Below are 19,161 nucleotides of genomic sequence, written 5' to 3' on the forward strand. Positions count from 1 at the left end.
TCGCTACATAGAATGTTTTCATATTGATCAAAAGTTAGTGATATTCCTGATGCAATTCTTTTTTTACGAACTGATTTATTCAGCGTCTTTCTATTGGTACGTATCCCATTTATCTTCATATATTATTCTCCATCATCTGTTTTTTTATTTCTCTTTGAGGTTCTTTTTTTAACCCATTCTGCTGCAATAGTTGAGGTGTCTAATGGAAAATTGTTAGTGTAAACCATTAGTTCATATTCTTCTTCTAATGCTTTTAATTTGGATAGTATTTCATTTTCATAATGATTTTTCATTTTCATTTGATTACCTATTTTATGATTTGCCTGTCACTGCAAATATAGGTCATTTTTGGTTTGCGTTTCGCAGAATTTTATACAATTTCATTACTGATGAGAGAGTTGTTTTTTATATGAAGTAATTACATGATAATACTTAAATGAAAAGAACCGGTATCTGGTAATGACTCCAACTTATTGATAGTGTTTTATGTTCAGATAATGCCCGATGACTTTGTCATGCAGCTCCACCGATTTTGAGAACGACAGCGACTTCCGTCCCAGCCGTGCCAGGTGCTGCCTCAGATTCAGGTTATGCCGCTCAATTCGCTGCGTATATCGCTTGCTGATTACGTGCAGCTTTCCCTTCAGGCGGGATTCATACAGCGGCCAGCCATCCGTCATCCATATCACCACGTCAAAGGGTGACAGCAGGCTCATAAGACGCCCCAGCGTCGCCATAGTGCGTTCACCGAATACGTGCGCAACAACCGTCTTCCGGAGCCTGTCATACGCGTAAAACAGCCAGCGCTGGCGCGATTTAGCCCCGACGTATCCCCACTGTTCGTCCATTTCCGCGCAGACGATGACGTCACTGCCCGGCTGTATGCGCGAGGTTACCGACTGCGGCCTGAGTTTTTTAAGTGACGTAAAATCGTGTTGAGGCCAACGCCCATAATGCGGGCGGTTGCCCGGCATCCAACGCCATTCATGGCCATATCAATGATTTTCTGGTGCGTACCGGGTTGAGAAGCGGTGTAAGTGAACTGCAGTTGCCATGTTTTACGGCAGTGAGAGCAGAGATAGCGCTGATGTCCGGCAGTGCTTTTGCCGTTACGCACCACCCCGTCAGTAGCTGAACAGGAGGGACAGCTGATAGAAACAGAAGCCACTGGAGCACCTCAAAAACACCATCATACACTAAATCAGTAAGTTGGCAGCATCACCCGGTATCTGCTTCATCATTTTTTAAATATGATTTAATACTCCATTTATTGATAGTTGCGGTCAATCCTTCTCGCACATTTTGCTTGAGGTGGTTTATATGAATCTGGATTGACATTGAATATGGAGATTTTAATAGATTAAGTAGGTTAGAAGTAGACTTAAAAGGTATTAAGTTCTTTTGTTTTTCTGTGGGGTACAAAATGGGGTACAAGGTGAGGTACAGCGTAAAATGTAATATTCATAAGTTCAATCTTGTATCAGCACGAGACTTGGCGTAACCTACTAATTGATAAAGAAATGTAATCAACATGACTCGGGGTGCCCTTCCTTGTGAAGGCTGAGAAATACCCGTACCACCTGATCTGGATAATGCCAGCGTAGGGAAGTCAGATGCCCTCCGGGCAATCGCTTCTTCGCGCAAGGCAGGAGCGATACCATGCAGCCTGACCTGCTCAATTTACACGCCTTACACCACTTCCGAACCCGTTCCCCGCTGACCCACTGCATGACCAACGACGTGGTGCAGACCTTTACCGCTAACGTACTGCTGGCCCTCGGGGCCTCTCCGGCGATGGTGATTGAAGCCGAAGAGGCCGAACAGTTCTCCGCTATTGCCGATGCGCTGCTGATTAACGTCGGGACCCTGACCTCCTCGCGCGCTCAGGCGATGCGCCGGGCGATTGAAAGCGCGGTGGCGGCGGGTAAACCCTGGACCCTCGATCCGGTGGCCGTGGGCGCCCTGGCGTACCGGACCCGTTTTTGCCAGCACATCCTCGCCCTGAAACCGGCGGCCATTCGCGGCAACGCCTCTGAAATCCTCGCCCTCGCCGGGATGAGCGCAGGCGGGCGCGGGGTGGACACCACCGACACGGCGGCCAGCGCGCTGCCTGCGGCACAGGCGCTGGCGCGGCAGACCAATGCCATTGTGGTGGTGACCGGGGAGGTGGATTACGTCACTGACGGACTGCGTACCCAGACAATTACCGGCGGCGATCCGCTGATGGCCCGGGTAGTGGGCACCGGCTGCGCCCTGTCGGCGGTAGTGGCGGCCAGCTGCTCGCTGCCCGGGGACCGGCTGGATAACATCGCCGAGGCCTGCGGCTGGATGAAGCGGGCCGGCACGCTGGCGGCGGCGCTTAGTCGCGGCCCGGGCAGTTTTGCCCCGGCGTTTCTGGATGCACTGTGGGAACTGGGGGCGCAACGATGAAACGGATTAACGCGCTTACCATCGCAGGCACCGACCCCAGCGGCGGGGCCGGGATCCAGGCCGACCTGAAGACCTTCTCCGCGCTCGGTGCGTACGGTTGCTCGGTGATCACCGCCCTGGTGGCGCAGAACACCCGCGGGGTGCAGTCGGTCTACCGCATCGAACCTGATTTCGTGGCGGCGCAGCTGGAGTCGGTGTTCAGCGATGTACGCATCGACACCACCAAGATCGGCATGCTGGCCGAAACCGATATCGTCGAGGCGGTGGCGGAGCAGCTCCTGCGTCATCAGGTGAAAAACGTGGTGCTGGATACGGTAATGCTGGCGAAAAGCGGCGACCCGCTGCTGTCACACGCCGCTGTCGACACGCTGCGTAAAAAGCTGCTGCCGCAGGTGGCGCTCATCACCCCCAACCTGCCCGAAGCGGCGGCGTTGCTGGATGCCCCCCATGCCCGTAACGAACAGGAGATGAAAGCGCAGGGTTATGCATTGCTGGCGATGGGGTGCGAGGCGGTGCTGATGAAGGGCGGACATCTGGACGATCCCGAGAGCCCCGACTGGCTGTTTACCCGCGACGGGGCCACGCGCTTTACTGCTCCTCGGGTGAATACCAAAAACACCCACGGCACTGGCTGCACCCTGTCGGCCGCGCTGGCCGCGCTGCGTCCGCGGCACGATAGCTGGGCGGATACCGTCCGCGAGGCCAAAGCCTGGCTCTCCTGCGCACTGGCGCAGGCGGACACGCTGGAAGTGGGGCAGGGCATTGGCCCGGTACATCATTTTCATGCATGGTGGTAGACGGCTGGCAATTTGACGACCCGCAGACCAGGCTTAGGGGGCTTACAATCCTGTGAGCCTGGATAAAACACGCCGACGCTTTGTCGGCACTGACGGGAGGAAAACCATGACTGATATTACGCAATTGCTTGGCAAAGACGCCGACAGCCTGTTACAGCATCGTTGTATGACCATTCCAGCCGACCATCTCTACCTGCCTGGCCACGACTACGTTGACCGCGTGATGGTGGACAACAACCGTCCGCCGGCGGTGCTGCGAAATATGCAGACGCTGTATAACACCGGGCGTCTGGGCGGGACCGGCTATCTGTCGATCCTGCCGGTGGACCAGGGTGTGGAGCACTCGGCGGGTGCCTCCTTTGCCGCCAACCCACTCTATTTTGATCCGAAGAATATCGTGGAACTGGCAATTGAGGCGGGTTGTAACTGCGTGGCGTCCACCTACGGCGTGCTGGCGTCGGTCTCCCGCCGTTACGCGCACCGTATTCCGTTCCTGGTTAAGCTTAACCACAACGAAACCCTGAGCTATCCCACCGAATATGACCAGACCCTGTACGCCAGCGTTGAGCAGGCCTTCAATCTCGGCGCGGTCGCGGTAGGGGCCACCATCTATTTCGGCTCAGAGCAGTCGCGCCGTCAGATAGAGGAGATCTCCGCCGCCTTCGAGCGTGCCCATGAGCTGGGCCTGGTGACCGTGCTGTGGGCGTACCTGCGTAACCCGGCCTTCAACAAAGACGGCACCGATTACCACGTTTCCGCCGATCTCACCGGTCAGGCCAACCATCTGGCGGCCACCATCGGAGCGGATATCGTCAAGCAGAAAATGGCCGAAAACAACGGCGGCTACAAGGCGGTCAAATTTGGTTATACCGACGATCGGGTTTACAGCAAACTGACCAGCGATAACCCCATCGACCTGGTGCGCTACCAGCTGGCGAACTGCTATATGGGCCGCGCCGGGTTGATCAACTCCGGCGGTGCAGCAGGCGGCGAAACCGATCTCACCGATGCGGTGCGCACGGCGGTGATCAATAAACGCGCGGGCGGCATGGGGCTGATCCTTGGTCGCAAGGCGTTTAAAAAGTCGATGGCCGACGGCGTGAAGCTGATTAACGCCGTGCAGGATGTTTATCTGGATAAGAAAGTTACGATCGCGTAACCGTACTCGCAGCATGCACAATACGTCGGCCCGGCAAGCGTAGCGCCGCCGGGCATTGCCGCATCTGGTGCGGTGCGGCAAAAAAGCCGGGTGGCGACTGCGTCTTACCTGGCCTAAAAACTTCATTCAAAGATCCCTCCCGATCCACTTCACACTTCCCCGGTCTTTTGTGAAAAGTGTCACTTCCCCCCGTGCAGATGCACAAGAAATGGTCAGCGCTTAGCGGAATTTGTCTAAGGCAGTGGATGAATTTTGCGCTTACAGTTAGTTTCGAAACAGCTTTTCAAAATGACAGAACATGCTGAACCTACGTTGTTTTAAGGACTGAAAATGAAAATCGAATCTGTAAACGTCACCGTCTTTCAGTATCCCACGCGCCGGGTCTCCGACACCGCCGGACACTCCCACCCGGGACCGGAAGGTCTGGCAAAAATGGCGATGCTGACCCTTACCGCAGACGATGGCACCAAAGGGTATTCATTTGCACCGCCGGAAGTGGTGCGCCCTTTTGTGGTCAACACCTTCTTTCGTAAAGTGATGGTCGGCCAGGACGCGTTTAATCGCGAGAAGATCTGGCAGGAGCTGGCCCACTGGCAGCGCGGCAGCGCTCACCAGCTGACCGAACGCGCGCTGGGTTTTGTTGAGCAGGCGCTGTGGGATCTGATTGGCCGTAAGCTCAATATGCCGGTGTGGAAACTGCTCGGCGGCTACCGCGACAAAGTCCCGGCCTACGGCAGCACCATGTGCGGGGATGACCTGCCCGGTGGCCTCTCGACGCCGGAAGAGTACGCCAGCTTCGCCGAGACGCTGGTGGCCCGCGGCTATAAGGCGATCAAGCTGCACACCTGGATGCCGCCGGTCTCCTTCGCCCCTAACCCGAAGATGGACGTCAAAGCCTGCGCCGCAGTGCGTGAAGCGGTCGGCCCGAACATTGACCTGATGATCGACGGCTACCACTGGTACAGCCGCACCGAGGCGCTGTACATCGGCAAGGAGCTGGAGAAGCTTAACTTCGCGTGGTTTGAAGAGCCGATGGAAGAGGAGAGCATGTCCTCCTACGCCTGGCTGGCGGAAAACCTCTCCATTCCGATTATCGGGCCGGAAAGCCTGGGCGGTAAGCACCACAGCCGCGCCGACTGGATCAAAGCCGGGGCCTGCGACATCCTGCGCGCCGGATCGAACGGCGTCGGCGGTATCTCGCCGACCCTGAAAGTAGCGAATCTCGCGGAGTCGTTCGGCATGGACTGCGAAGTGCACGGCAACGGCGCGGCGAGCCTGGCGGTGATTGGCGCCATCAAGAACTGCCGCTGGTACGAGCGCGGCCTGCTGCACCCGTTCCTCGATTACGACGAACCAGCGGCCTATCTGCACAGCCTGATCGACCCGATGGATGACGAGGGCATGGTCAGCCTACCGACGCGCCCGGGACTCGGCGAAGACATTAATTTTGCGTATATCGAAGCCAATACCGTCAGCCACGACTGACAGATAAAAACGTACCCTACAGGCGATATATACATGAAACGAACCTCTCTGGCTGGAGCGTGCTTACTCGCGCTCTCGCTGATGATGGGGAGCGGTGCGGCGTACGCGAAAACGCCGCCCGATCAGCTCATCATCGGTATGAACATGAACAACCTGCTGACCCTCGATCCGGCCGCGATGACCGGTAACGAAGTGGTCGGCATTGTGGTCAATCTCTACGATTCGCTGGTGGAACTGGATCCCAATACTCTCACCAACGTCAAACCGGCGCTGGCCAAGTCCTGGGACATATCACCGGACGGCAAAACCCTGACCTTCCACCTGCGCGACAACGTGACCTTCCACTCCGGCAACCCGCTCACCGCCGAGGATGTGGTCTGGTCGATGCGCCGCCTGCTGCACCTGAACCTCGCCCAGGCCTCGGTGTGGAAATCTTATGGGTTTTCTAAAAAGAACATCGACCAGCAGATTAAAGCCCTCGATGACTACACCGTGCAGCTCACCCTGCCGAAGGCCAACGATCCGCAGCTGGTGATCTACTCCCTCGGCGCGCTGGGCAACCTCGGCGTGCTGGACCGCAAAACGGTGCTCAGCCACGAGGTCAACAGCGACTGGGGCAACCGCTGGCTGACCACCAACGAAGCCGGTTCTGGGCCGTTTATGCTGGAGACCTGGCAGGCAAAAGACGTGCTGCGCATGCAGCGTAACCCGAAATACTGGCGCGAAGCGCCGAAGATGAACCGCGTGGTCCTGCGCCATTTCCAGGAGTCGCAAACCCTGCGCCTGATGGTGGAGAAGGGCGATCTGGATATTGCCAGCAATATGGCGGTGGCGGACATCAACGCCCTGCGTAAGGATCCGCAGCTGACGGTGGAAGCCGTGCAGAAGGGTACGGTCTACTACGTGGCGATGAGCATGAAGGAGGCGCACTTCGCCAACCCGAAAGTGCGCGAAGCGGTGCGCTACCTGATCGACTATCAGGGCATCAACAAGGCGCTGATGCCGGGCTACGGCGTGCTGCACCAGCGGCCTATCAAGGCGGGGATGCCGTCGACCCTGCCGGACCCCGGTTACAAGCTCGACATCCCCCGCGCCAAAAAGCTGCTGGCGGAAGCGGGCTACCCGGACGGCTTCGACACCACCCTGCGGGTGCTGGCGGATCAGCCGTTCCTTAATATCGCCATCGCCGTGCAGTCCACTCTGATGCAGGCGGGCATCAACGCCAAAATCATCACCGGCACCGGGAACCAGATCTACGGCGCGATGCGCGAGCGTAAGTTCGACATGCTGGTCGGGCGCGGCGGCAGCGGCGTGGAGCCGCATCCGCACTCCAGCCTGCGCGCGCTGGTCTACAACCCGGACAACAGCGACGAGGCCCGGCTGACCAACTTCCAGGGCTGGCGCACCGGTTTTTACGACAAGCCGCTGAACGAGATGATCGACAAAGCCCTGCTGGAGCGCGATCCGCAGAAACAGATCGCCGACTATCAGCAGATCCAGATGCGTTATGACCAGCTGATCCCGGCCCTGCTCCCGCTGTCGCAGATGGTCGACTCGGTGGTGGTGCGTAACGAAGTGAAAAACTTCCAGTCGCATCCGTCGGCCACCACCTTCCTGCGGGAAGTGTACAAAACCGGAGGTGAAAAATGAGCGTTGCGATCCTCGCCCCGGGCTCCCGCACCCGGCGTTTCTCGAAACGATTAACCCAGGTGCTGGTGACCCTGTTCGGCCTGCTGGTGCTGACCTTCTTTATCGGCCGGGTGATGCCGGTGGATCCGGTGCTGGCGATTGTCGGCCCGGATGCCGACCACAGCACCTATCAGCAGGTTTATCACCAGCTGGGCTTTGATAAATCGTTGCTGACCCAGTTCGGTATCTACCTGAACAACCTGCTGCACGGCGATTTCGGCAATGCCCTGCTGACCGGCAAACCGGTGCTGGACGACATTATGCGCGTCTTCCCGGCGACCCTGGAGCTGGCGACGATGGCGATTATTGTCGGGGCCGGGTTAGGCATTCCGCTGGGGATGCTGGCCGCCGCGCGTCGTAACAGCGTCTCAGATTATGTAGTGCGCATCATCAGCCTCGCCGGTTACTCCACGCCGATCTTCTGGGTCGGGATGATGGGGCTGCTGCTGTTCTACGCCTGGCTCGGCTGGGTGGGCGGCGCCGGACGGCTGGATCTGGGTCTGGATGGCCTGGTGCCGCGTCGCACCGGACTGATGACCGTCGATGCCCTGCTGGCAGGCAATAGTGCGGTGTTCTGGAACGCCATTAACCACCTGGTGTTGCCGGCTTCGCTGCTGGGCTTCCACTCCCTGGCCTACATCAGCCGCATGACCCGCAGCTTTATGCTGGCCCAGCTGTCGCAGGAGTTCATCATCACTGCCCGGGTGAAAGGTTTAACCGAGCGGCAGGTGATCTGGAACCACGCGTTTCGCAACATCCTGGTGCAGCTGCTCACCGTGGTGGCGCTGGCCTACGGCTCGCTGCTGGAAGGGGCGGTGCTGATTGAAACCGTCTTCTCCTGGCCGGGCTTTGGCTCCTATCTCACCGGCAGCCTGCTGCTGGGGGACATGAACGCGGTGATGGGCTGCGTCCTGCTGGTGGGGATGATCTTCGTGATGCTCAACCTGCTCTCCGACATGCTGTATCAACTCTTTGACCCGAGGACGAAATCATGACCGTTTCTCTGGATACACCGCTGCAGCCCGTTCGCAGCGAAGGACGCCAGCGCCTGGCGCGGATGGCCCGTCGCAGCTTCGGCTTTGTCGGGCAGATGGCGCGCAACCCGCTGACGGCCATTGGCGGCGGCATCATCCTGCTGCTGTTGATTGTTGCGGCCTTCGCGCCCTGGATCGCACCGTACAACCCGCTGGTGCAGGATCTGAATAACGCCCTGGTGGCGCCGAACGCGCAGCACTGGTTTGGCACCGACGAGTTTGGCCGGGATATCTTCAGCCGCCTGGTGTACGGCTCGCGCATCACGCTCTATATCGTGCTGCTGGTGTCGGTCACCGTCGGTCCGCTGGGGCTGCTGCTGGGGGTTACCGCCGGGTACTTTGGCGGCAAGGTCGACGCAGTGCTGATGCGCGTCACCGATATCTTTATCTCCTTCCCGAGCCTGGTGCTGGCGCTGGCCTTTGTCGCCGCCCTCGGTCCGGGGCTGGAGCACGTGGTGATTGCGATTACCATCACCGCCTGGTCGCCGATTGCCCGCCTGGCCCGCGCCGAAACCCTGTCGTTGCGCCAGGCCGATTTTATCTCCGCCGTGCGTCTGCAGGGGGCCTCCCCGGTGCGGGTGCTGTGGCGTCACATTGTGCCGCTGTGCCTGCCGTCGGTGATTATCCGCATCACCATGAACATGGCGGGGATCATCCTGACCGCCGCCGGTCTCGGCTTCCTCGGTCTCGGCGCACAGCCGCCGGAGCCGGAGTGGGGGGCGATGATCTCCAGCGGGCGTACCTACATGATGGAGTGCTGGTGGGTAGTGACTATTCCGGGGCTGGCAATTCTGATTAACAGCCTGGCGTTCAACTTCTTAGGAGATGGCTTACGTGACATCCTCGATCCTCGCAGCAACTGATGCGCCACTGCTGGACGTGCGCGATCTGCACGTCGACTTTATCAACGGACGCGCGGTGACCAACGCGGTGCGCGGCGTCTCCTTTCAGCTCGGGCGCGAGAAGCTGGCGATTGTCGGCGAGTCGGGCTCGGGGAAATCCACCGTCGGGCGGGCGCTGCTGCGCCTGCACCCGGCAAAGGCGCAGATCGCCGCCACCCGGATGCACTTCGGCGACGTCGATCTGCGCAGCGTCAGCGAAGCGCAGATGCGCGGCATTCGCGGCAAGCGCATCTCGATGATCATGCAGGATCCGAAATACTCCCTGAACCCGGTGGTCTGCGTCGGGGATCAGATCGCCGAGGCCTGGCTGACCCACCATCCGGGGCGCAAGGCGGAGGCGAAAGCCAAAGTGCTGGAGATGCTGGATGTGGTGCGTATTCGCCAGCCGGAACGGGTGTATCAGCTCTATCCGCATGAGATCTCGGGCGGGCAGGGGCAGCGCATCATGATCGCCATGATGTTAATCACCGACCCGGAGCTGGTGATCGCCGATGAACCGACCTCGGCGCTGGACGTCTCGGTGCGGTTGCAGGTGCTGGGATTGCTGGACGATTTAGTTCAGTCCCGCGGGCTGGGGCTGATCTTTATCAGCCACGATATCAACCTGGTGCGCAGGGAAAATTCATGAACATGCCCGTATTTACAGGCTTCGTAGTGTAGCAGGTTCTCAAATTTTGAACTTTATGAGTTAGCGCTATCACACAACAATCAATTATCCGATGATCGATTTGTAGATCATTTTCAGTGTTTTCTAATACCTCCATAGACAAATTGGAGGTCCAACGATGAGTAACCAGCACCCATTTATGCATTTCGATGCCATCCCAGATTATCGCCAACAAGGTAAAGTCGAGCACAAGTTAACTGATATCATTTTGTTAACAATTTGCGCGGTGCTTTCCGGTCAAGATGACTGGAAAGCTATCCATCTTTACGGCACTAGATGGTTAGATTTTCTCAAACGCTTTGGTGATTTTAGTCATGGTGTTCCCTCTGCCATTACCATTGCAAGAGTGATGGGAATGATTAGCGCGACACGCTTACAAAAGTGTTTTATCGAATGGATGAAATCCTGCTGTGAACTGACGGACGGTGAAGTGATCGCCATAGACGGTAAAACCGTGCGTGGCTCTTATGATGATTCCCGTGGGCTTGGTGCTATCCATATGGTTAATGCGTTTTGCGACAGAGAATGGCGTGTGCCTTGGACAACATAAAGTTTACGAGAAGTCCAATGAGATAACCGCTATCCCTGAGTTGCTTCAACTGCTTGATATATCGGGTTGTTTAGTCACAATTGATGCGATGGGATGCCAAAAGAAAATCGCGCAAAAGATCCTTGAAAAAAACGCTGATTACTTGCTGGCCGTGAAAGGAAATCAAGGCCGACTTGAGCAAGCTTTTGATAACTATTTTGATATGAGCATGCTGCAAAAACATGATGGTGATTCTTACAGTACCCAAGAAAAATCGCGAGGCAGACAGGAAACACGACTGGCTTTAGTGAATGAAGATTTAAGTGTTTTGGGCGATCTTGAGTTTGATTGGCCAGGGCTAAAAACGATGGGAATTGTGGTATCGATTAGACAAGAATCAGCAGTGGCCCAAGAGTCAGAAGTAACGGTGCGATATTATATTAGTTCGAAAGCGCTCAGTGCTAAAGAATTGTTAAATGCTTCACGCTCGCACTGGTTAGTCGAGTCGATGCATTGGATGTTGGATACTGCATTTGGTGAAGATGCTTGCCGTAAACGAGCGGAAGAACGAGCAGAGAATTTCGCAAGGATCAGACAGATGTGTTTAAACATGCTAAAAAGTGAAACGACACTAAAAGCGAGTATTAAACACAAAAGAGCGATGTGCGCGATGGATCCGGAGTACCTTTTGAAGGTTCTGGGAAGCCTTTATTTACGGGAATGTTCATGATTTTTCCGTGACCTGGTGCGCAGCTTCTGCGACCGGGTACTGGTGATGTACGCCGGGCGGGTGGTGGAGTCGATTGCCGCCTGTGACCTGCACAACGCAAAACATCCCTATACGCAGGGGCTGATCAATGCCCTGCCGGAGATGAACCACCGCCGTCCGGTGCTGCCGGTGTTGCAGCGCCAGGCCAGCTGGCTGACCGAATAAGGAGCGAAGATGATCGAGGTAAAAAACCTGAATCTGGCATTCGGCGAAGGCGAGAAACGCAGCCAGGTTCTGTATGACGTCAATATTAACGTCCAGCCGGGGGAGATTTACGGCCTGGTGGGGGAGTCGGGCTCGGGCAAAACCACGGTGCTGAAGTGCCTGGCCGGGCTGTTCACCCACTGGGACGGGGCGCTGGCGATCAACGGCCAGCCGCTGGAGCGGCGCATCAGCCCCCAGCGCTGTCGGCTGGTACAGATGGTGTTTCAGGATCCCTACGGTTCGCTGCACCCGCGGCATACCATCGGCGATATTCTGGAAGAGCCGCTGCAAATCCACGGCATCAACGACCGGGATCGCCGTATTTATGCCCTGCTGGATAAAGTCGGCCTCAACCGTGCCTTCCGCGATCGCTATCCCCATCAGCTTTCAGGCGGCCAGCGCCAGCGCGTGGCGATTGCCCGGGCGCTGATCCTTGAGCCGCAGGTGCTGCTGCTCGACGAACCCACCTCGGCGCTGGATGTCTCGGTGCAGGCGGAGATTTTAAACCTGCTGGCGGAACTGCAGCGCGAGTCGAAGCTCACCTACCTGATGGTGACCCACGATTTGGGCGTGATCGCCCATCTGTGCCAGAAGGTGGCGGTGATGCAGTACGGGAAAATCCTTGAAACGCTGACGGTAGATGATCTGGTGGCGGGGCAGGCGCAAACCGATTACACCCGGATGCTGGTCAACGCCAGCCAGCAGTACTCCCATGAGATGGCCAGGGAGGTGGCGGTGTATTAGTGCGGTTTGTTTGCCGGGTGGCGGCTTCGCCTTACCCGGCCTACGAAACCCGTAGGCCCGCGCAAGCGCAGCGCCGCCGGGCAAAACTCAGCGCAGAAGGGGACAATCCGGCGGTAGCCGGCACCGGATCGCGCCCGGTAACAGGGCGATGCGGAAATGGTCGCCACTCAGCGGCTCGCCGTCCAGGTTAAAGGTCATCCCGTGCGGAGCGACGACCTCGAACCAGGCGGACTGTCCGTCAATCACGTTCGGGCTCTCCTCCGGTTTAGTCAGGGTGGTCAGCAGGGCCGGGAGCAGTTCATTGGCAGAAAAAATTCGCAGCTGTAGTTGCCCGTCGTTAATCAGCGCATCCGGACAGAGCTGCTGCCCACCGCCCGCCTGACGGCCATTGCCAATACCGATCACCAGCGCATCACCCTGCCAGCGAAAGTTCTCGCCGCGAATTTCACAGGTGTCGGGTTTGAGCAAATCCATGCGTGCCAGACCGTGGATCAGGTACGAAACGCCGCCCAGCGCGGCTTTCAATTTTTCCGGGGTTTCGCTGGTAATACGGGTGCCAAACCCGCCCGTTGCCATATTGATAAAGCAGGTTTCATTGTTCACCCGGGCGATATCCACCGCCGTGGCTTTACCGGCGATTGCCAGCTGCAGGGCTTTATCGAGCGCCTCCGGGATCCCGGCGCTGGTAGCAAAATCGTTGGCGGTGCCCAGCGGCAGAATGCCCAGCGCCGGACGCTGCGCCTCTGGCAGGTCAATCAGCGCTGTCGCCACTTCATTTATGGTGCCGTCGCCGCCACCCGCAATGACGGTCTCCACCCCGAGGTCGCAGGCTTCCTGAATATAACGGGCTGCATCACCTTTCTCCCATGTCACGCGGACATGGATCACCACCCCTTCTTCACGAAGAAGCGTCACGGCCTCGCGCAACAGATCGTTGCCTGTTCCTTTGCCGTTCAGAATTAATAAACTTGCCGGATAGGTCGTCATCCACATTGCTCCTGTGCTGATCTTTCAAAAGTGTATCGCAGCGCGGGAAAAAGCGGGTAAGAAGAGGATGAAAGGAAAAAAATAAATGAGTGGCGAGCCGAAACGTGCGCCACTCGGACCGTAACTTTTATGATGCAATGGCGCCATACGGGCATAACGCGAAAACACAGTCGGGGTGATGTTTGCAGCGGGTCACCAGGGTGCCATCGTTACCGGGGCATCCCGAATTTGCGACAAATGATGACCAAAAGGTGGCGTTATAAGGAAAGGTTCGCAGGATGTGTAGCTTTCTGAGTGTGCCATCAACGGCAATGCCGAAGGGACTGGTAATAAGAACCGAGCCGGTGCTGATAAAGTAATCGCCTTTATACCAGATTATCAATCTAAGATTTTTAACAGTCAGAACGTGAATGAATATTGTTCCGGTACGAGGGCACACCATCCTGTTTTCAACCACCCAGTACATAGATTTCTCCTTCTCCTTAAGTGAAATTTCATTCATAAGAAGAATAGCATTCTGGATGTCTATGAATACCCTACCTTTAATAAATTGATGATTTCAGTTACTTCTCGTTGTAAATAAAGAAAAATTTACGTTAGGGACGCTAATGGTTGTATTGCGACAGCAGAGAGTGAAAGGGGGATGAGAGGAATTTCAGGCAAAAAAATTAGCCTGCGTAAGGGAGATTACACAGGCTAAGGAGGTGGTTCCTGGTACAGCTAGCATTTATGGGTTATGTTTTTCAGCGTCATAGATAATACCCGTATCAAACGCAGCGGTATGTGATCGGATTCTAAGAATCATCTCATACCAAAAATAACCCTTAATCTTAACCGGCGTGAGGATTACGGGTATTTTCCCCGATGAAGTTACGCATCAGCAGGGCATAGTCCAGCGAGATATCTTCCGGCACCGGCAGCCAGACGGTATGTCCGTCTCCCGGCGCGACCGATACCGCTTCCCCTTTACCATTCTCCATATGTTCGAGGGTGAAATTGACGTTGCCCTGCGGGGTCATCAACTCCAGGCTGTTGCCCACGAGGAATTTGTTTTTCACCGCTACCGCCGCAAGAGGACCCTTGCGCTCGCCGGTGAACTCACCGACAAACTGCTGGCGCTCGGAAAGCGAGTGACCGTAGTCGTAGTTCTGGTAATCGTCATGAGTATGACGACGCAGGAAGCCTTCGGTATAGCCGCGGTGCGCCAGCCCTTCCAGCGTTTCCAGCAGGGTCGGGTCGAACGGTTTACCCGCAGCCGCGTCGTCGATCGCCTTGCGATAGACCTGGGCGGTACGTGCGCAGTAGTAATAGGATTTGGTGCGGCCTTCAATCTTCAGGGAGTGCACGCCCATCTGGGTCAGGCGCTCAACGTGGGCGATGGCGCGCAGATCTTTGGAGTTCATGATGTAGGTACCGTGCTCGTCTTCGAACGCGGTCATGTACTCGCCCGGACGCTGGGCCTCTTCAATCATAAACACGCTGTCGGTCGGCGCACCGATGCCCAGCGTCGGCTCAATGGTCTGCACCGGAATAGGCTCGTGTTTATGCACGATGTTGCCCACCTCATCCTGCTTACCTTCCTGGACCTTATATTCCCAGCGGCAGGCGTTGGTGCAGGTGCCCTGATTCGGGTCACGCTTGTTGATGTAGCCAGAGAGCAGGCAGCGGCCGGAGTAGGCCATGCACAGCGCGCCGTGGACGAAAATCTCCAGCTCCATTTCCGGCACCTGGCTGCGGATCTCTTCGATCTCTTCCAGCGACAGCTCGCGGGATAAAATCACACGGGTCAGCCCCATCTGCTGCCAGAATTTCACCGTTGCCCAGTTAACGGCATTGGCCTGCACCGAGAGGTGAATGTCCATCTCCGGGAAGTTCTCCCGCACCAGCATGATTAAACCCGGATCCGACATAATCAGCGCATCCGGCCCCATCTCCACCACCGGTTTCAGGTCGCGGATAAAGGTTTTCAGCTTGGCGTTATGCGGCGCGATGTTGACCACCACGTAGAATTTTTTCCCCTGCGCGTGGGCTTCGTTGATGCCGAGCTGCAGATTCTCGTGGTTGAATTCGTTATTACGCACGCGCAGCGAGTAACGCGGCTGGCCCGCATAGACGGCATCGGCGCCATAGGCGAAGGCGTAACGCATATTTTTCAGCGTTCCCGCCGGGGAGAGGAGTTCCGGTTTAAACATGATTGTTCTCGTTCTGATGACAGGTCAGATGCGCACACCAGGTGGGCGCCGGGAGGAGATCCCATACTTTAAGGGCGGGCATTGTAACGCTGCGGGGCAGGGAGGTAAATCCTTCAGATAACAAAACGCCGACGGCAGGACAGTACCGTCGGCGTTTCATTCACCGGGGCGATTAGAGATCGTCCTGGGTATGATCGACAATAATTTCCAGCGTTTTACGGATGATATCGGCTTTGACGACGTCGCGCGTGGACTCAATCTGCTGGATCAATCGTAAAATAATCGCTTTGTTGGTCAGCGGTTCCTTCGCATCCAGAATTGCGCTCATGACAGATTCCAGCAACGCCCACTCTTCGGCTAACAAACCGCCGGCGCTGCGAAAATAGTTAGACAACGCGTCGTTTGGCAGTTCTTCATAAAAGTCTGATTTCTGGAGCATAGCCTGGCTCATAGGTGTCACACCGGTTTAGTTAATAAATTAATGTTACAGCTAGTGTTTTTTGCTGTTGGCTTGCTGGCTATTGCCAAACAGGGGATACACATTACTGTTGTTTCGACCATCCGTGTCCCAATCCTGCTGTTCACTTTTAGGTTCGCGCCGGGAGCCACCCTTGCCGTCGCTGGAAATTTCCAGAATGATTTGGGAAAGCACATTCCGACGCTGGCCGTCTCGCTCTGCCGATAACATCTGTTGCAGCCTCTGCAGCAAGAGCTTCATGCTGATAGGGCCGTTTTCCTTAAGCAGAGAAAGGGTGGCTTCGCCAATAAGTTCATCAGTAAGTCGTTCATGGTCACTTCTGTTCATAACTACGTCTCTGTTGCCACGTCCACCTGCAGGGGGAATCGCGGCATTAAGTCAGTCTGTAGCGACAGTATAAAAAACCTGGCCTGAAGAAAAAACTGACTTGAAAACAATTCAATTAGCGGCTGTGGGCGTACGTCTCTTAACGATCGAACAGCAGGCCAATCAGCGTTTGGTAACGGCTCTCCTCTTCCCGATCCGATGCCTGTTCCATCCGGTAAAGCAGTCGGGTGCAGATGGCTTTTCGGTTGAGGATTTTTCCTTCCCGAAGGATCTCCACCACAATTTGTCCCAGCGTCTCCTGCTGGGAAGGCTGGTTTGCTTTATTAAAATATTGGGCAATGGCATTGGCTGTATTCGGTGCAAACCCGTTCTCGCGCATATGTCACTCCTGAAATTTGCATAGCTAAAAAATGGTTAATGTCTTGTTAACTGGTAAATACTGTACATACTAATTGTACAACTTAACAAATATATTTTGATCATTATGTGCTAACTTATAATTATCAATGTGTTAACTGTAAAAAATTTGGTAAAAAAGAAAAGAAATATTGTACATTTTCGGCGATTTTCGCCATTACTCCCGAAACAGAAAAAGGGCGCGATAGCCCCCGGGTCGGTTAACAAGACGTAGCGCCAACCATCTGATACTGTGGACTTTCATTCACCTCCTCTATTGGAAACCCTATGCTCACTACCATCATTTACCGTAGTCACTTTCGTGACCACGTGCCGGTTACTGTGCTGGAAGACATGGTTGTTGCAGCAAACAAAAAGAACAGCGAAGCCGGGGTCAGCGGCATTCTTCTGTTTAACGGCAAGCTCTTTTTTCAGCTGCTCGAAGGGCCTGAGGAGAACGTAAGAGCCATTTACCGCGCGATATGTGAAGACCCGCGCCACCACAACGTAGTGGAACTGCTGTGTGATTACTCCCCTGCGCGGCGTTTCGGCAAGTGCGGTATGGAACTCTTTGATTTACGCAAATATATTCGGCATGAGGTACTGCAAAGCGTGCTGGATAAAGGCACGACCAGGTACCAGCTTACCTATAACGACAGGGCACTGCAGTTCTTCAGAACCTTCGTCGAGGAGAGTGAAAAAGAGAACTATTTTGAGCTGCCGTCAGGGGATCACTGGGAGTTTATTGCCGATACCGACGCCCCCAGCGTTCGCTCCCTGAAGCAGCGCTACAGCGAGGTGTGCAGCTTCGCCTTTCAGCCGATTATCGATCCGCTGGCACGGGAAATTGTCTCACTGGAAGCCCTGATCCGCACTGCGGAAGGGGAGGAGTCCCGCCACTGGTTCGAGGGGCTGGTGGGAGATGAACTCTACGAAGCCGACCTCAAAAGTAAGAGCGTTGCCTTTGCAATGGCCAGCGCGCTGGGGCTGGGGGATCAGAGCCTCTCTGTTAACCTGCTCCCGATGACCCTGGTCAAGGTGCCCAATGCGGTGAGCTATCTGATTCAGGAGATAGAGGCCCATGGGCTGGTGGCCGAGCAGATCGTCGTGGAGTTTACGGAGAACGAAGTTATCTCCCGTCTCGATGAGTTTACCGGCGCGGTGCGTGAGTTGAAGGCGGCGGGCATCGGCGTGGCGATTGACCACTTCGGCGGTGGGTTTGCCGGGCTACTGCTGCTGGCACAGTTCCAGCCAGACCGGATTAAGATCAACCGCGACCTGATCCGCGACGTACACAAGAGCGGCCCGCGTCAGGCTATCGTGCTGGCTATCATCAAATGTTGTACAGCTTTGGAAATTCTGATCTCGGCGGTGGGTATTGAGCAGCCCGAGGAGTGGATGTGGCTCGAATCGGCCGGCGTTTCTCACTTCCAGGGACACCTGTTTGCCCACCCTGAACTGGCCGGGGTCCCGCCAGTTTGCTGGCCTGAGCCGCGCGATACCTTCTGAAAGTGATACACCCCAGGCAGTGATACAATTCTGTTGTACAATATAACGGGTTGTACAGCCCGATGAGATTCGTTACTTTGTTTACAGAATATATCGGTCAGGCATGGGGAATTGATGGCCTTTTACAGTATTGGCGACGTGGCAGAACGCTGCGGTATCAACCCCGTCACACTACGCGCATGGCAGCGCCGGTATGGTCTGCTCAAGCCGCAGCGCAGTGAAGGCGGGCATCGACAATTTGACGACGACGACATCCTGCGCATTGAGGAGATCAAGCGCTGGATTGAACGTGGCGTGCCTGTCGGTAAGGTTAAAGCCCTGCTCGATCAGGACAAAGCCCCCGAGCCGGGGGACTGGGGCACGCTGCAAGATGAGATGATGGGCACGTTGCGTCAGGTCAGTCCGGGAAAATGCCGTGCCCAGATCGTGACGTTTTGCCAGCATCATCCTGTGGATGCGCTGATCGACCAGGTATTTATTCCTGTCCGGGAAACCCTCAGCCTCGATCAAAATACCGCGGGCATAATGTGCAGCATGCTGGACGGTATTCTGATTGAGCAGGCGGTCACCAGCCTGAGCGAATCACGCGCCAAAGCGGGCAGGGATGCATTGCTGATTGGCTGGAGCGTTGAGGACCGTACCCGCCTCTGGCTGGAGGCGTGGCGTCTTTCGCAGCGTGGCTGGCGTATTAACGTGTTCGCTGAACCACTGGAGTTACCCCATCCGGAGTTCTTCCCCGGACAGCATATCCTCGTCTGGGCCGGGCAAACGTTATCGCCGCAACAGCGCCTGCAGCTGGAGCACTGGCAAAAGCAGGGTTATAGCATTACCGCCCACGGGGCAGCCGAAGCTGCCTGAAAGAT

General features: G+C 56.1%; 18 protein-coding genes, 3 pseudogenes and 1 riboswitch. Of the genes and pseudogenes, 13 read left to right on the forward strand and 8 right to left on the reverse strand.

Annotated elements, in window-relative coordinates; genetic code table 11:
* Positions 1 to 122: 122 nt before the first annotated feature.
* Both LRS40_RS14650 and LRS40_RS14655 read right to left on the reverse strand, forming a co-directional pair.
* Positions 123 to 299 carry a hypothetical protein gene (locus LRS40_RS14650; protein ID WP_231311899.1) on the reverse strand — a complete coding sequence of 59 codons (177 nt, stop codon included), beginning with the start codon at positions 297 to 299 and terminating at the stop codon, positions 123 to 125.
* Positions 300 to 470: 171 nt separating this feature from the next.
* Positions 471 to 1,168 (reverse strand): IS1-like element IS1A family transposase gene (locus LRS40_RS14655; protein ID WP_103215986.1). Its coding sequence is split into 2 segments (ribosomal slippage): positions 471 to 919 and positions 919 to 1,168, totalling 699 coding nucleotides; the frame shifts between segments, so codons are not numbered across the junction.
* Between the two features lie 359 nt (positions 1,169 to 1,527).
* Positions 1,528 to 1,624: riboswitch (TPP riboswitch) on the forward strand.
* Between the two features lie 35 nt (positions 1,625 to 1,659).
* On the opposite strand from LRS40_RS14655, the gene thiM reads away from it, so the two are divergent.
* The 11 genes and pseudogenes from thiM to LRS40_RS14710 all read left to right on the forward strand — a co-directional run bounded on the left by thiM (position 1,660) and on the right by LRS40_RS14710 (position 12,409).
* Positions 1,660 to 2,430: a hydroxyethylthiazole kinase gene (gene thiM, locus LRS40_RS14660; protein ID WP_231311900.1), complete on the forward strand. Its 771-nt coding sequence runs from the start codon at positions 1,660 to 1,662 to the stop codon at positions 2,428 to 2,430.
* The gene (gene thiD / locus LRS40_RS14665; RefSeq protein WP_142486417.1) at positions 2,427 to 3,227 is read left to right on the forward strand and encodes a bifunctional hydroxymethylpyrimidine kinase/phosphomethylpyrimidine kinase; all 801 of its coding nucleotides are present in this window, start codon (positions 2,427 to 2,429) and stop codon (positions 3,225 to 3,227) included. The genes thiM and thiD overlap by 4 nt, the downstream gene beginning before the upstream one ends.
* 106 nt (positions 3,228 to 3,333) lie before the next feature.
* Positions 3,334 to 4,386 carry a class I fructose-bisphosphate aldolase gene (gene fbaB, locus LRS40_RS14670; protein WP_156264224.1) on the forward strand — a complete coding sequence of 351 codons (1,053 nt, stop codon included), beginning with the start codon at positions 3,334 to 3,336 and terminating at the stop codon, positions 4,384 to 4,386.
* A gap of 330 nt (positions 4,387 to 4,716) precedes the next feature.
* Positions 4,717 to 5,871, forward strand: a complete 1,155-nt coding sequence (locus tag LRS40_RS14675; protein ID WP_231311901.1) for a mandelate racemase family protein — start codon at positions 4,717 to 4,719, stop codon at positions 5,869 to 5,871.
* Between the two features lie 33 nt (positions 5,872 to 5,904).
* Positions 5,905 to 7,521, forward strand: coding sequence for an ABC transporter substrate-binding protein (locus LRS40_RS14680; RefSeq protein WP_231311902.1), 1,617 nt, complete (start codon positions 5,905 to 5,907; stop codon positions 7,519 to 7,521).
* A complete protein-coding gene (locus tag LRS40_RS14685; RefSeq protein ID WP_231311903.1) occupies positions 7,518 to 8,555 on the forward strand; it encodes an ABC transporter permease in 1,038 nt (345 codons plus the stop codon). Before LRS40_RS14680 ends, LRS40_RS14685 begins: the two co-directional genes overlap by 4 nt.
* Positions 8,552 to 9,457 (forward strand): ABC transporter permease, encoded by a 906-nt coding sequence (locus LRS40_RS14690; protein ID WP_231311904.1) that lies wholly within the window; start codon positions 8,552 to 8,554, stop codon positions 9,455 to 9,457. Before LRS40_RS14685 ends, LRS40_RS14690 begins: the two co-directional genes overlap by 4 nt.
* A pseudogene (locus LRS40_RS14695) lies at positions 9,429 to 10,109 on the forward strand (ABC transporter ATP-binding protein); the annotation flags it as partial. The gene LRS40_RS14690 and the pseudogene LRS40_RS14695, both read left to right, overlap by 29 nt.
* 172 nt (positions 10,110 to 10,281) lie before the next feature.
* Positions 10,282 to 11,422: pseudogene (locus tag LRS40_RS14700) on the forward strand (ISAs1 family transposase).
* Between the two features lie 9 nt (positions 11,423 to 11,431).
* A pseudogene (locus LRS40_RS14705) lies at positions 11,432 to 11,626 on the forward strand (ABC transporter ATP-binding protein); the annotation flags it as partial.
* Between the two features lie 9 nt (positions 11,627 to 11,635).
* The gene (locus LRS40_RS14710; RefSeq protein WP_231311905.1) at positions 11,636 to 12,409 is read left to right on the forward strand and encodes an ABC transporter ATP-binding protein; all 774 of its coding nucleotides are present in this window, start codon (positions 11,636 to 11,638) and stop codon (positions 12,407 to 12,409) included.
* A gap of 87 nt (positions 12,410 to 12,496) precedes the next feature.
* Here the strand turns inward: LRS40_RS14710 and yegS are convergent, their stop codons facing one another.
* The 6 genes from yegS to ycgZ form a co-directional block, all read right to left on the reverse strand.
* On the reverse strand, positions 12,497 to 13,396 hold the full coding sequence (gene yegS, locus LRS40_RS14715; RefSeq protein ID WP_142486409.1) for a lipid kinase YegS: 900 nt from the start codon (positions 13,394 to 13,396) through the stop codon (positions 12,497 to 12,499).
* 127 nt (positions 13,397 to 13,523) lie between these two features.
* Positions 13,524 to 13,862, reverse strand: coding sequence for an anti-adapter protein iraM (locus LRS40_RS14720; RefSeq protein ID WP_142486408.1), 339 nt, complete (start codon positions 13,860 to 13,862; stop codon positions 13,524 to 13,526).
* A gap of 364 nt (positions 13,863 to 14,226) precedes the next feature.
* On the reverse strand, positions 14,227 to 15,588 hold the full coding sequence (yegQ, locus tag LRS40_RS14725; RefSeq protein WP_231311906.1) for a tRNA 5-hydroxyuridine modification protein YegQ: 1,362 nt from the start codon (positions 15,586 to 15,588) through the stop codon (positions 14,227 to 14,229).
* Between the two features lie 172 nt (positions 15,589 to 15,760).
* A complete protein-coding gene (locus LRS40_RS14730) occupies positions 15,761 to 16,039 on the reverse strand; it encodes a biofilm development regulator YmgB/AriR family protein (protein WP_185902374.1) in 279 nt (92 codons plus the stop codon).
* A gap of 39 nt (positions 16,040 to 16,078) precedes the next feature.
* On the reverse strand, positions 16,079 to 16,393 hold the full coding sequence (locus tag LRS40_RS14735; protein WP_142486406.1) for a hypothetical protein: 315 nt from the start codon (positions 16,391 to 16,393) through the stop codon (positions 16,079 to 16,081).
* 139 nt (positions 16,394 to 16,532) lie between these two features.
* Positions 16,533 to 16,772, reverse strand: coding sequence for a regulatory protein YcgZ (gene ycgZ, locus LRS40_RS14740; RefSeq protein ID WP_142486404.1), 240 nt, complete (start codon positions 16,770 to 16,772; stop codon positions 16,533 to 16,535).
* Positions 16,773 to 17,077: 305 nt separating this feature from the next.
* Here ycgZ and LRS40_RS14745 point away from each other — a divergent pair, with 305 nt between their 5' ends.
* Positions 17,078 to 18,298, forward strand: coding sequence for a diguanylate phosphodiesterase (locus LRS40_RS14745; protein WP_142486403.1), 1,221 nt, complete (start codon positions 17,078 to 17,080; stop codon positions 18,296 to 18,298).
* A 114-nt stretch (positions 18,299 to 18,412) separates the two neighbouring features.
* Complete coding sequence (locus tag LRS40_RS14750; protein ID WP_156264217.1) at positions 18,413 to 19,156, forward strand: MerR family transcriptional regulator; 744 nt, start codon at positions 18,413 to 18,415, stop codon at positions 19,154 to 19,156.
* Positions 19,157 to 19,161: the final 5 nt, after the last annotated feature.

The sequence above is a fragment of the Leclercia sp. G3L genome (genome assembly GCF_021117075.1).
GTDB lineage: Bacteria > Pseudomonadota > Gammaproteobacteria > Enterobacterales > Enterobacteriaceae > Enterobacter > Enterobacter adecarboxylatus_C.